This is a genomic window from Solwaraspora sp. WMMA2080, assembly GCF_027497395.1.
Taxonomy (GTDB): Bacteria; Actinomycetota; Actinomycetes; order Mycobacteriales; family Micromonosporaceae; genus Micromonospora_E.
In genome coordinates this window covers 6374835-6387863 of sequence record NZ_CP114910.1, presented here as the reverse complement: position 1 = coordinate 6387863, position 13029 = coordinate 6374835, and the positions used below count along the sequence as shown (strand labels likewise).

Here is a 13029-nt window from a genome sequence, read left to right as displayed (position 1 = left end):
GTACCGCCAGTCCTGTCCGTACCGTCAGTCCTGCAAGGGAGTCCCCCCGTGGCGAGCAACACCTCCAAGACCGCGCGCGCGTCAGTCCGCGCCGGCCAGGCCGGTCAGGGTGGTGCCCTGAGCGTCCTCGGCGAGTTCAAGTACCTGATCCCGCTCAACGGCGGCAAGCACGCCTATGTCCGCAACCTCACCAACGGGAAGACCGCTCACCTGCGGACCGACTCGGACGCGTTCGTGGAGGAGATCCGGTCGCTGGCCGGTGCCGGCCACGCCGCGAAGATCCGGTTGGAGATCAACGCGCTGGCGGCCGCCCACCCGGGTCACGGCTGGGAGCTGACCGAGAAGCGGCTCGTCGAGGCCGGGGTCTTCGAGGCCTGAGCATGATCTGACGGATCGACGACGACCCGGACCTGGACCGGCCCCGCCGGGCGGCACGCCCGACGGGGCCGTTTCCGTCGCTGGTGTTGGCGGCCGCGCTGCTCAGTTGAGCAGTTCCACCTGGCCGTTTCCGAGGTCGTAGACCCCGCCGGTGACGTCGATCCGCCCGTCCGCGAGCGCCGCGGCGAGCAACTCCACCTGCCGGAGCCGCTGCACGGTCCGCCGCACGTGGGCCCGTACCGCGAGGGGCTGCACGTCCGGGTGCCCGACACCGACCTCGGTCACCGCCGGAGCGATCTGCTCGACCAGGTACCCGATGCTGCCGGTCGGGCGGCTACCCGTGCGTTGCGCGCTGATGGTCGATGCCACCGCCCCGCACCGCTCGTGTCCGAGCACGATGACCAACGGCACACCCAACGCGCCGACGGCGAACTCGATCGACCCGATGATCGCCTGGTCCAGCACCTGGGCGCCGGACCGCCCGACGCAGATCGAGCCGAAGTTCTGGTCGAAGATTGCTTCCAGTGGCACCCGCGAGTCGATGCAACCGAGCACGAACGCGATCGGATACTGCTCGCCGAGCGCCGCGCTGGCGGCAGCTGCCGACACGTCGTGACCGTGCCGTGGTCGTCCGGTGACGAAGCGCTGGTTGCCGGCCAGCAGCTCGGCCAGCGCCTCGGCCGGGCCGGGGTGATCGGGTGGTGGCGGGCCGGACGGACGCGGTGCCCGGGAATCCGGCATCGGGAACGACGGTGACGACATGGTTGCAGCGTGGCGTGCTACTGGCCGGTCGGGAAGGCAGTTGCGAGTCTTCTCACCGTGCTGGTTCCAGATCCGACCTACCGGGGTACGTCCCAGTCGGGACCGCCAGCGACACGGGCGGAGGTGACTCGGTGGGCAGGCCTCAGGAGTTCAGCGTCCGGCTGCCGGACGGAGCGGTGCTGCGCGGGCGGTCGAGCGGCAACGACCGGACCGGGTGCCGGCCGCCCTCGTCGAGGTGCTCGGCAGGGCGGCCGTACCTGGTGACCACCTTCGCCGGGCGGCCCCCTGCTGAGGCGGATCGAGGTTCGCCGGCGCCCTGGGAGCCGGCGCCGGGTTGGCGCGCGGACGGTAACGTCGTAAGGCTGCCGGGTCGGACCATCTGACGGGGGCACCACGCTCCGTCGTCGCCGCCCGGCGCCGTGACCGTCCGCCGGCGGACCGGCCGCCCTGCCCCGGCTGGCCCGCCCTCGCCCAGGAGCCGCAGCGTTGACCGACGCCACCACGCTGGACCAGGAGATCGCCGCCGAGCAGCGGCACGTCGACCGGGTGTACGCCCGGTTGGCGCAGCTACGCCAGGACGCGGTACGCGCCGAGCGGGACGGCTACCGCCTTGCCCGGGTGGGCAACGTCGGCGCCCTGGTGGAGCGCGACGCGATGGTCTTCCACGCGGCCCGGCGGCGGCATCTGCTCGACGCCGAGCACGAAGGGCTGGTGTTCGGCCGGCTCGATCTACGCGACGGCGCGGTGCTGTACGTGGGTCGGCTCGGGGTGCGCGGCGAGCGGGCCGAGCCGCTGCTGGTCGACTGGCGTGCCCCGGCCGCCGCCGCGTTCTACCAGGCGACGCCGGCCCGACCGCAGGGCGTGGTGCGGCGGCGCACCATCCAGTCCCGGGGCGAGCGGGTCACCGGCGTCTCCGACGACCTGCTGGATCCGGCGGCCGCGCCGGCCGGGATGCGGGTGGTCGGCGACGGTGCGCTGCTGGCCACCCTGGCCCGGGCCAAGGGACGTGGGATGCGCGACATCGTGGCCACCATCCAGCAGGAGCAGGACCAGGCGATCCGGTCGCCCGCCACCGGGGTGACGATCGTCTCGGGCGGCCCCGGCACCGGCAAGACCGCGGTCGCGCTGCACCGGGCGGCGTACCTGCTCTATTCGGACCGGAGCCGGTTCGCCGGCGGCGGCATCCTGGTCGTCGGCCCGACCGGGGTCTTCGTCGAGTACATCGCCGCGGTGCTGCCGGCCCTGGGTGAGGACAGCGCCACCCTGAGGTCGCTGGGGTCGCTGCTGCCGGGGGTGTCGGCGACCCGGACGGATCCGGCGGCGGTCGCCGTGCTGAAGGGGTCGCTACGGATGCGGCGGGTGCTGGAACGGGCGGTACGTGACGCGGTACCGGACGGGCCGACCGAGCTACGTCTGCTCTACCGGGGGCAGTTGCTGCGGCTACGCGGCCCGGAGCTGGACGGCATCCGGGCCCGGGCGCTGCCCCGGGGTGCCCGGCGCAACGAGGTCCGGCGGGCCGGTATCGACGGGTTGTTCGAGGCGCTGTGGGCGCAGGCCCGGCAGTTGGTGGCCCCGGCCCGGCTGCCCGGCCAGGCCGAGTTCGAGGACGAGTTGTCGGACCGGGACGATTTCCGGGACTTCCTGCGGGCCTGGTGGCCCCGGCTGCTGCCGCGACATGTGCTGGGCTGGCTGGCCCGGCCGGGCCGGCTGCATCGGTACGCGCGAGGCGTGCTCGACCCGGCCGAGATCACGGTGCTGTCCGACGCCTTCGGTGACCTGGTGGACCACGGACCGACGATCGCGGACGTGGCGCTGCTGGACGAGTTGGACGAACTGCTCGGCCGGCCGCCGCAGCCCCGCCGCAAGCACCGGGATCCGTTCCGGGTGGCCGGCGGGGTACGTGAGGTGACGACCTTCGCCGACCGGGAGCGGGCAGCCCGCGTCACCGCCCGGGAGCGGCCGGCCGACTACCGGGAGTACGCCCACGTGGTGGTCGACGAGGCGCAGGACGTGTCGCCGATGCAGTGGCGGATGGTCGGGCGCCGGGGCCGGCTGGCCTCCTGGACGGTGGTCGGGGATCCGGCACAGACCGCGTGGACCGGGGATCCGGCCGAGCTCGCCCAGGCCCGGGACCGCGCGTTGGGGCGGCGACCGCAGCGGGAGTTCCAGCTGACCACGAACTACCGCAACCCAGCGGAGATCTTCGAACTGGCCGCCGGGGTGATCCGCGAGGTCGCCCCGGACGCCCCGTTGCCGACGGCGGTCCGGGCGACCGGGGTGGCACCGCGCCGGGACCGGGTCTCCGCGGCGGCGCTGCCGGCCGCCGTCCGCGCCGCGACCGCCGAGATGCTGGCGGCGGTGGAGGGGACGGTCGGCGTCATCGCCCCGGTGACCCGGCGCGACGAGGTCGCCGGCTGGCTCGGCGGGTTGGCGACCTCGCGGCTGCAGGTGGTGTCGAGCCTGCAGGCGAAGGGCATGGAGTACGACGCGGTGGTGCTGGTGGCCGGCGAGGAGATCCGCGCCGAGTCCGCGGCCGGGGTGCGCACGCTCTACGTCGCGCTCTCCCGGGCGACCCAGCGGCTGGTCACCATCGACCTCGACCAGGAGTCGATTGCACATATTGCCATGTGAGCATTAGTCTGCCGACGAGACGCCGGGCAACGGAGGGTGGCAGGCGTGGGAGTCGGACACGATCACTGTGCCGGGAGCACCGGCCAGCGACACTACGGGTGCCTCTGGGCCGCCTTCGCCCTGCTGGCGGTCTTCATGGTCGTCGAGGCCGTCACCGCGCTGGCGACCGGCTCCCTGGCACTGCTGTCCGACGCCGGGCACATGTTCACCGACGTACTCGGCATCGGTATGGCGCTCGCGGCGATCGCCGCGACCCGACGACCGACCGGGGAGCCGCAGCGCACCTTCGGCCTCTACCGCCTCGAGGTGCTCGCCGCGCTGGCGAACGCCGTACTGCTCGCCGGGGTCGCACTCTACGTTCTGGTGGAGGCGGCTCGCCGGTTCGCCGATCCGGAGCCGGTGACGGTCGGCCCGATGCTGGTGGTGGCGATCGCCGGACTGCTCGCCAACATCGTCGCCTTCGCCCTGCTGCGCCAGGGGGCCAGGGAGAGCCTCAACGTACGGGGCGCCTACCTGGAGGTGCTCGGTGACCTGCTCGGCTCGGTGGGGGTGCTGGTGGCCGCCACGGTGATCGCCACCACCGGCTGGTGGTACGCGGACCCGCTGGTCGCCGTCGGTGTCGGGGCGTTCATCCTGCCGCGTACCTGGCGGTTGGCGCGGGCCGCGCTGCGCATCCTGGTGCAGGCGGCGCCGGAGCATGTCGAGGTCGACCGGGTTCGCAGCCGGCTGGCCGCTGTGCCGGGCGTCTGCGACGTGCACGACCTGCATGTCTGGACGCTCACCCCGGGCATGGAGGTGGCCTCGGCACACCTGGCCGTGACCCCGTCAGCCGAGATCGGCACGGTACTGCGGGACGCCCGGGCGGCCCTGCACGACGAGTTCGGTATCGAGCACGCGACGCTGCAGATCGAGCCGCTGGCCCCCGCCGACTCCTGCGGACCGGCTGACTGGTGATTAGCAGATGCTTAAGTTTCGTGACCTTACCGCGACGTTGACAACTACGATCTACGTATATTTCTGATTTTTCTGGATATAACAGACCTATCGATGCCGGGACGGCAGCCCGAGGAACCGGTAGTCTCGGCCCCGGTCTCCGCTCGGGCGGCGCCCCTCCGGCGCCCGCGGAGGCCGTCGCCTAATCGCCGTACGGCGAGCCGGGGAACCACGTACCTGGGGTGCATCCGCGTCACGCGGTAGGGATCTTCCGTCCCGAACCCGTCAGCTAACCCGGTCGGCGGCTGACGGAAGGAATGCACAGTGTCGCGCACAGTCCACAGAAAAACCCGATTCGCGTTATTGGCGGCGTTGACCGCCGCCCTGATGGCCGTCACCGGCACCCCGATCGGCTCGCCGGCCGGAGCCGCCCTGCCCGCCAACCGGCCCGACCGGGTCGACAACGAGGGAGGCACCGACAGCCTGCGCAAGGAGCTCGATGCGGCCTCCAAGGGCTGGATCGACGCCAAGGCGGCGCTCAACCACTCGAAGGGCCGGCAGAAGAAGCTGTCCGAGCAGCTCACCACGGTCGGTGCTGAGCTGGAGCAACGGAACAGGAACGTCGGACACATCGTCGACCGCGCGTACCGCAACGGCAGGCTCGGCCCGGTCTCCGCGTTGCTCAACAGCACCTCACCGGAAGGGTTCGTCGACCGGGCGGCGGCGCTGAGCGCGGTGACCGCCAACGAGGAGAAGCAGCTCCGCGAGCTGTACCGCACCCGTGACCAGGTAACCAGGTCCAAGGCTGCGATCGAGCATGAGATTCGGGAGCAGCAGAAGCAGGTCACCATCATGGACCAGCGCCGGAACCAGGCGGAGCGGGCCCTGGCCGTCGCGGTCGCCGCCGAGAAGCAGGCGGAGGAACAGGCGGAGGAACAGGCGAGGCAGCAGGCGGCGGAGGAGGCCGAGCAGGCCGCCGCCAGCGGATCCTCCGGCTCCGGGTCGTCGGGGTCCGGATCCTCCGGCACCGGATCCTCCGGCACCGGGTCGTCGGGATCCGGGTCATCCAGCGCGTCGGCGACTCCGGCACCACGCAACGCGAACGGCTCCTGGCCGGCCGAGTCATGCAACGTCGACGACCCCACCACCTCCGGCTGCATCACACCCCGTACGCTGCACGCCCTGAACCAGGCGAAGGCTGCCGGCTTCACCCGCTACGTGTCCTGCTTCCGCAACGGCAGCTCCGGCGAGCACCCCAAGGGCCGGGCGTGTGACTTCGCCGCCCAGCCCAACGGCTTCGGTGGAGTGGCAACCGGCGGTGACAAGAGCTACGGCGACAACCTGGCGAACTACTACATCAACAACGCCGACCGGCTCGGTGTGCTCTACGTGATCTGGTACAAGCGGATCTGGCTGCCCAGCAGCGGCTGGAAGACGTACAGCGGTGCGGGTGGCGACCCGTCCAGCGACCACACCAACCACGTACACCTGTCGGTGTACTGACGTCCGCGATCGGGGGCGGACGGCCACGTCGGTGGCCGTCCGCCCCCGTTTTCTTTTCGCGGCGGAATCAGCGTACGGAGTCATTTGCGCAACAGCGGCAGACCGATCGGCATATTTGCCGACGGTCACCGGCGACCACGCGAGAGCGCTCTACCGCCATGCAGTCGCACTCGGCTCACGCAGAGCACATGCAGCCCATGAGGAGAGAGAGCGCTCTCACCGAGAGGTTTACAGCAGCACCGGCGCGGCTGTCAACAGACCACCACGACCCCGTACCGAATACACGAAACTTCATGTCGGGATATTGACAGAAGCCCGCATCTCTGATGACCTCCTGGCAATAACTCGTTGACGGGCGCGAATTTTCGCGATCGTGGACCGCGCCCGACCCGACCCGGAGGCACCATGAACCTGTCGATCCGTGGCGCGCGAACAGGTCGTACGCCGCGCCGGATCCTGGCAGCCACCACCGTGACAGCGCTGGCCGCGACCGGACTGATCTTCGGCGTACTGCGCACCGCCGACGCCGCCACCGTCGGCGCCGGCAGCTACACCACCACCCGCCCGGCGGGCGCCGCCGCCCCGACCGCCTGCGGAAACATCTCCGCCAACCCCCGGCAGTACGTCACGGGCACCGCCCCGGCCGGGGCGGTGCCGACCAACGACTGGTGGTCGTCGCTGCTGTTCAAGCGGTACAACTGCGCCTACTCCGACCCGCTGCACGCCCACCCGATGTCGTTCCAGCCGATTGCTGGCGGGCTCGGCGTCTCCTACACCACCGAGGCGGCGATCTCCGGTACGTCGACCGGCGTCGGTGAGTACCACTACCCGTACACGCGAGAGTTCACCCTCGGCGTCGCCGGGCTCAACGCCCCGGACGTCAAGGTCGACGGCTGGACCGACTGGACGGTCAGCCCGTACTGGTCCGACGGCGCCCGCACGCTACGCGCCACCGTCGGCCACGGTCTGCCGTTCGTGTACGCCCAGGTCACCGGCGGCAACGCCGAGCTGTCGTTCCCCGGCACCCCGACAGTCTGGCACCACAGCGGCACCCGGGTCGGCTTCTCGATGCGCGGCCACGACTACGTCGCCTACGGCCCCAGCGGAGCGACCTGGTCCGTCAACGGGACCACGATCAGCTCCACCCTCGCCGGCCGCGGCTACTTCTCCGTCGCACTGCTGCCGACCGGCGCCGGCACCAGCGCCGCCCGGCGCACCGCGCTGATGGACAGCTACGGCCGGTACGCCCACGCCCACGTCACCGGCACCCGGGTCAGCTGGAGCTACGACCAGGCCAGCAGCACGGTCGACGCCACCTACAGCTTCACCACCACGGCCCGGGAGGGCTCCGCCACCGGCACGGTCGTCTCCCTCTACCCGCACCAGTGGAAGCACCTCGACGGCGCCAGCCCGATCGCCGAGACCTACGTGTCGGCCCGCGGTCCGATGCGCAACCTGGTCGGCGCGACGTCGTTCCGGACCGCGATGCGCTTCCACGGCGTACTGCCGGAGGTCCCAGCGGTGGCCACCAGCGTCGGTGCCGACCTCGCCACGCTCACCGCGCACCTGGACCAGGCCGCGTCCGGCGACCCGCTCGCCGGCTTCGACAACGACACCTACTGGACCGGCAAGGCGCTCGGCCGGGCCGCCCGGCTGGCCGAGATCGCCGACCAGCTCGGCCGCACCGCCCAACGCGACCATTTGCTCACCGCCATCCGGAACCGGCTGACCGACTGGTTCACCGCCAGCCCAGGCAAGACGCAACGGGTGTTCTTCTACGACCAGGCGTGGGGCACTCTGGTCGGCTACCCCGCCTCGTACGGATCCGACACCGATCTCAACGACCATCACTTCCACTACGGCTACTACATCGCCGCCGCCGCGACGCTGGCCAAGTTCGACCCCACCTGGGCGGCGACCAGCCAGTACGGCGGCATGGTCAACCTGCTGATCCGCGACGCCAACAGCTGGGACCGCAACGACCCGATGTTCCCGTTCCTGCGCGACTTCGACATCTACGCCGGCCATGACTGGGCCGCCGGGCACGGAGCGTTCTTCGCCGGCAACAACCAGGAGTCATCCTCGGAGGGGATGAACTTCGCCAACGCCCTGATCCAGTGGGGCCTGGCCACCGGCAACACCGCGATCCGCGACGCCGGACTGTACATCTACACCACTCAATCGGCGGCCATCCAGGAATACTGGTTCGACTCCTCGGACACCAACTTCCCGGCCTCCTTCGGGCACCGGTCGGTGGGCATGGTCTGGGGCGACGGCGGGGCCTACGCCACCTGGTTCAGCGCCGAGCCGGAGATGATCCAGGGCATCAACATGCTGCCGGTCACCGGTGGCTCGCTCTACCTCGGCTACCGGCCGGACTACATCGCCACCAACTGGAACGCGCTGGTCACCAACAACGGCGGCCCGCCGACGGTCTGGCAGGACATTCTCTGGTCGTTCCAGGCGCTCGGCGACGCCAACGCCGCCCTGACCAATCTGCGGGCGAACCCCAACTACCCGGTCGAGGAGGGCGAGAGCCGGGCGCACACGTTCCACTGGGTACGCAACCTGGCAGCGTTGGGTCGGGTCGACACCGGCGTCACGGCGAACACTCCACTTTACGCGGTGTTCGACCGCAACGGTGCCCGCACCTACGTGGCGAGCAACTTCACCTCGTCGCCGGTCACGGTCACCTTCTCCGACGGTACCCGGATGACCGTGCCGGCCGGCCAGACCGCCACCACCGGGGCGCACACCTGGAGCGGCGGCACCGCCACCGGCACCCCGACCAGCCCGAACCCGTCACCGAGCCTGCCCCCCACGCCGCCGGCCTCGCCCACGCCGGACCCGACCACCCCGCCGGTCACTTCGGACCTGTTCCACCTGCGGTCCGCCGGGGTGCTGAGCAACACCGCCGGGACGAACGCGACGACGGTCACGGTGCCGTCGGCTGGCGGGGCGAACTACGACGGTACGCCGCACAACCCGGTCACCTTCCGGGCCTGCGGGTTGACCGGTGCGTACCGGTCGGCAGCCACCACGTTCGACCTCCAGGTGGACGCGGGCACCTCGGTCGGTGCGGGTATCCAGGCCCGGGTGTCGTACGACTTCACCGGCTCCGGCAGCTACGGCCGCACCGAGACGTACCACTACTTCGCCACCGATCCGGTGCCCGGCACCGAGACCTACCGGCAGAGCGCCGGGCTGCGATCCGCCTCAGGAGAGTTCCGGGCGATGAGCAACGGGTGCGTCCGGCTGGAACTGTGGAACGCCATCGGTAATGCAGCGACCACGGTTCGGGTCGACGCGACGAGCGCCGACACCGGCCGGTCGACCCTGCGGGTGCCGTTCCGGATCGGCTGATCTGACCGCTGAAGGAGGAGGAACCCTTTCCCGACGCTCGGCGCCGGGAAAGGGTCCTCGCCGTCGACGATGCCGGACGTGCCGCGACGGCGGAGCCACTTCCCGGACATCGGCCATACTTTGCACGATTCCCCAGATTGACCGACAACTAACATAACTGGGACAAAACGCCGCCACTCGCCCTGTCGCAGCCGCTATTGCCGAGGCTGCCGCCGAGCAGGTCCCAGAGCGCGAACGCCGCCTCGACACTGGTCGGTCGGTTCTCCGGACGCTTGCTCATGCAGGCCCGACAGAGATCGGCCACGGGACGCGGCAACCCGGCGACGGCCAGCACCGGAGTGGGAGCCAGGGCCCCTGTCCGCACGCCGGTCGCCGGCGACCCCGGGCCGACCCCCAGGTACGGCAACCGGCCGGTCAGCATGTGGTAGAGCAAGACGCCGAGGGAGTAGACGTCGTCGCCCGGTCGGCCGGAGCCAGCCACCGTCCCCGACGCACGGCCGGCCGGCGGCGGATCCGCGAACCGGGCCAGGCCGAAATCAATGATCTTGGCACCGGACCGGGTCAACATCACGTTGCCGGCGGTGAGATCCCGATGCACAACGCCCCGCCGGTGAGCCACCGCCAGCACGTCTGCGGCGGTCCCCGCGGTGCGGACCGCGGTGGGCCAGGGCAATGGACCGCCAGTCAGCCGGTCTGCCAGCGACTCGCCGCAGATCAGCTCCATGACGACATACGACGACGTGCCGCCCCCGGGTAGCGGCAGTTCACCGACGTCGTAGACGCGGGGCACACTGGGATGCCGCAGCCGCTGGGTGAACGACGCTTCCCGGCGAATGTCGTCCCTGGCCCGTCGGTCGCCGGCGGCGGCCGGTGCCAGCAACTTGACCGCGAACGGCCGGGCCGAGTCGACGTCGATCGCCTGGTAGACAACCGACACCCCACCGCGACCGATCGGACGAAGAAGGACATAGCGCCGGAGAATGGTGGTACCCACCAGCAACCATGTCACGATAGATCATTTTCCGGCAGGACAGCGCTACCGACAAGATCTACCGCCGGGTGTTAACACGACCCTAATCAGCCGTTCGAACTGCGACCTGCCGCCACCGAGCACCACGAGCTCAGGAGAGCGGCACCTCACGCTCGGCGCCGTCACCGACGTACGGCTCGGGAGCACCGAACAGGCCGAGCAGCCCGGTCACCCACAACTGACGGTGCACGAACCGGCTCGGCTCGGTCACCACCAGCTTGATGCCGCTCACCTCGGCCGCCTGGAAACCGGCGACCATTGCGCTGATGCCAACCGAGTCGATGAACGTCACCAGCCGCATGTTCAGCTGGATTCGGGTCGGACGGCCGTTGGTCAGTACCGCCTGCACCGCTTCGCGCACCTCGTGCGCGGTATCCACGTCGATCTCACCCTGTGGTGAAATCTCAACCACTGCACCAGGCAGCGTCGATGTGACAACCGACAGGCTCACGCGAGCACCTCCACTCGCCCATCCGGGCGTCTCGTCAGTACGCGGGCCGCGACCGAGAGTATTCCGGTGCGGGCATCACCGCCAGCTTTCGCCGGGCCGGATCCGCATCCGACGGGCACAAATATCGCTAACAATCAGACAACCCGCATCATAGCCCCCTGCGCGCTGAGCTACGGCACGGACACCCGGGGCACGATTCGTTGCGGCACGGGCGCCTGAGGTGCCGACCACGAACCTCGGGTACCCACCGGCCTCCGGCTCGGCGCCGGCTGTCATCCCAACAGTAGCGGTCCGGTACGACAGAAGACAGCCGTAACAGCACGACGACAAGGGGGTTTGCCGCCGACCGGGGCTGGGCACGTGGAGGCAACCGCAGCGCGCCACGGCTCGCCGGGCGCTTCCGGCAGCCGTGGCGCTGGAGGAGGTAGCAGCATGTTCGCGACCAACCTGATGGAGCACCGCCGCAAGCCGCAACGCATCACCGACCAGGCCTGGGCGCATCTGGTCTCGGCGGTCGACTCCGCCGGTGACGCCGCTCGACTGGCCCACCGGCACACCTCGAACCTCGCCACCGAGACCGGAGCGCGGATGGGCCCGGCCAGCGCGGAGGCGCGGCACCGGGCGCGGGCGGCCGTCGACGCGCTCGCTGGTCGTCGCCGGGCCGTGCCGTGGGCGTGGCTCGCCGGTGCGGCGGCCGCCGGAGTGGCCCTCGGCTGGCTGGCCGGGGCGATGACCCGGTCGGTGCTCCGGCCCGGCGAGCGGTCCGACGAGGCCCGCATCGAGTTCGTCGACGTGGACGAGCCGGCCGGCAGTACCCCGCGGCGGTGACCCGGCACCGCCGCGGCACGACCGCCGGGGCGGCGTCGACCGACATCGACGCCGCCCTGGTCATGGACCCGCCACCCGGCTCAGTGCGTGGCGCAGCTCACCCCTGCCGGAACTGCGTTGCCCGCTGTCCAGTCGGCCAGGAAACCCGGCGTGGTGCTGCCCCCGGGACCGACCTTGAACGGCAACTCGGTCGCCTGCCAGGTGTCACCTCTGTCGGTGGAGCGCAGGATCGCGCCGTTGTTCGGGTCCCAGTCGTTGGTGTACATGCCGACTGCCGCGTACAGCCGGTTGGTCTGCACCGGGTCGGTGGCCAGGCTGAGAACACCGTTCCAGCCCCAGCGGTCCCAGCCCACCCAGTCCAGTAGTGGGATCCGCGACTGGACGGCCTGGTTCCAGCGGTAGGCACCGCCGATGTCGGTCCGGGCGTAGACGAGATCGGGTTCGGTCTCGTTGAAGACGATGCCCGGCACGAAGCCACCGCCGGGGGTGGCCCAGGCCCCCTCTCCTGGCTTGCCGACTCCCGCAACCGGCCGATCTCCAGACGTTCACACACTCCTCGACAGGGTGTCAATAGTTTGGTCGGCAAACAAAAAAACCCCCACCACCGGCCCATCCGGCGATGATCGGCGACGGTACGTACGCACCGGGCGGCGGCGTCGACAGTAGGCTGGCCCGGTGGGGCAACGGGACCAGCAGGACTGGGCGCGGCAGCGCCGGCAGGCGATCGCCGCCCACGCGGCCGACCAGCAGCGCCGCCGGGCCAGCGAGGCCCAGCAGGCCGCGGATCTGCTCGCTGACTTCGTCGCGACCGCCCGGCACCACGGAATCGCCGTGCAGAACCTGTCCGCCCGACCACACCACGGCCGGGGCCGGTACCGGACCGGGCTGCACGGCTGGTATCTGAAATCGGACCGCACCCTGGCCGTCGGTACGGACGGGAAGCTCTACCTGTTGACCGTCCCGGCCAGCCTGCGGTCCAGGCTGACCGGCGCACGCGTCTCCCCGATGGAGCCACGACTGGTGATCGGTGCCGGTGGTCGCGACGGCGAGTCCATCCCGCTCGCCACCCTGCTCGACCGGCGGCTCGCCGCGGGCCCCGGGCAGTCCCGCTGACCGGAGACGCACCCTGTCCTCGATTGGACATGACCAG

The 13029-nt window shown here is 70.8% G+C and carries 11 protein-coding genes and 1 riboswitch; of the genes, 7 read left to right on the top strand and 4 right to left on the bottom strand.

Annotation, left to right across the window (positions count from 1 at the left end):
- Nucleotides 1–48 precede the first annotated feature (48 nt).
- Complete coding sequence (locus tag O7543_RS29305) at nt 49–378, top strand: hypothetical protein (RefSeq protein ID WP_278170518.1); 330 nt, start codon at nt 49–51, stop codon at nt 376–378.
- 102 nt (nt 379–480) lie between these two features.
- Here O7543_RS29305 and O7543_RS29300 read toward each other — a convergent pair whose 3' ends face one another.
- Nucleotides 481–1140 carry a carbonic anhydrase gene (locus O7543_RS29300; protein WP_281550902.1) on the bottom strand — a complete coding sequence of 220 codons (660 nt, stop codon included), beginning with the start codon at nt 1138–1140 and terminating at the stop codon, nt 481–483.
- A gap of 486 nt (nt 1141–1626) precedes the next feature.
- On the opposite strand from O7543_RS29300, the gene O7543_RS29295 reads away from it, so the two are divergent.
- The 4 genes from O7543_RS29295 (at nt 1627) to O7543_RS29280 (ending at nt 9570) form a co-directional block, all read left to right on the top strand.
- Nucleotides 1627–3771, top strand: coding sequence for an AAA family ATPase (locus O7543_RS29295; RefSeq protein WP_281550903.1), 2145 nt, complete (start codon nt 1627–1629; stop codon nt 3769–3771).
- Between the two features lie 45 nt (nt 3772–3816).
- Nucleotides 3817–4725: a cation diffusion facilitator family transporter gene (locus tag O7543_RS29290; RefSeq protein ID WP_281550904.1), complete on the top strand. Its 909-nt coding sequence runs from the start codon at nt 3817–3819 to the stop codon at nt 4723–4725.
- A 168-nt stretch (nt 4726–4893) separates the two neighbouring features.
- Nucleotides 4894–5024: riboswitch (cyclic di-AMP (ydaO/yuaA leader) on the top strand.
- Between the two features lie 67 nt (nt 5025–5091).
- Entirely contained in the window at nt 5092–6207 is a 1116-nt protein-coding gene (locus O7543_RS29285; protein WP_281555655.1) for a hypothetical protein, read from the top strand.
- Between the two features lie 405 nt (nt 6208–6612).
- Nucleotides 6613–9570, top strand: a complete 2958-nt coding sequence (locus O7543_RS29280; protein WP_281550905.1) for a glycosyl hydrolase — start codon at nt 6613–6615, stop codon at nt 9568–9570.
- Nucleotides 9571–9718: 148 nt separating this feature from the next.
- Here O7543_RS29280 and O7543_RS29275 read toward each other — a convergent pair whose 3' ends face one another.
- Together O7543_RS29275 and O7543_RS29270 are read right to left on the bottom strand one after the other, a co-directional pair.
- Nucleotides 9719–10564 carry a serine/threonine-protein kinase gene (locus O7543_RS29275; RefSeq protein WP_281555656.1) on the bottom strand — a complete coding sequence of 282 codons (846 nt, stop codon included), beginning with the start codon at nt 10562–10564 and terminating at the stop codon, nt 9719–9721.
- Nucleotides 10565–10691: 127 nt separating this feature from the next.
- Nucleotides 10692–11051: an STAS domain-containing protein gene (locus tag O7543_RS29270; RefSeq protein ID WP_281550906.1), complete on the bottom strand. Its 360-nt coding sequence runs from the start codon at nt 11049–11051 to the stop codon at nt 10692–10694.
- 432 nt (nt 11052–11483) lie between these two features.
- On the opposite strand from O7543_RS29270, the gene O7543_RS29265 reads away from it, so the two are divergent.
- Entirely contained in the window at nt 11484–11879 is a 396-nt protein-coding gene (locus tag O7543_RS29265; protein WP_281550907.1) for a hypothetical protein, read from the top strand.
- 80 nt (nt 11880–11959) lie between these two features.
- On the opposite strand, the gene O7543_RS29260 is transcribed toward O7543_RS29265, so the two are convergent.
- Nucleotides 11960–12349: a hypothetical protein gene (locus tag O7543_RS29260; RefSeq protein WP_348650056.1), complete on the bottom strand. Its 390-nt coding sequence runs from the start codon at nt 12347–12349 to the stop codon at nt 11960–11962.
- A gap of 205 nt (nt 12350–12554) precedes the next feature.
- Between O7543_RS29260 and O7543_RS29255 the strand changes: the two genes are divergently transcribed.
- Complete coding sequence (locus tag O7543_RS29255) at nt 12555–12992, top strand: hypothetical protein (RefSeq protein WP_281550908.1); 438 nt, start codon at nt 12555–12557, stop codon at nt 12990–12992.
- Nucleotides 12993–13029: the final 37 nt, after the last annotated feature.

What these genes read in the sequence shown, in the direction of transcription:
- O7543_RS29300 (WP_281550902.1), bottom strand. Translation starts at nt 1,140, where the DNA reads ATGTCGTCACCGTCGTTCCCGATGCCGGATTCCCGGGCACCGCGTCCG.
- O7543_RS29285 (WP_281555655.1), top strand. Translation starts at nt 5,092, where the DNA reads ATGGCCGTCACCGGCACCCCGATCGGCTCGCCGGCCGGAGCCGCCCTG.
- O7543_RS29280 (WP_281550905.1), top strand. Translation starts at nt 6,613, where the DNA reads ATGAACCTGTCGATCCGTGGCGCGCGAACAGGTCGTACGCCGCGCCGG.
- O7543_RS29265 (WP_281550907.1), top strand. Translation starts at nt 11,484, where the DNA reads ATGTTCGCGACCAACCTGATGGAGCACCGCCGCAAGCCGCAACGCATC.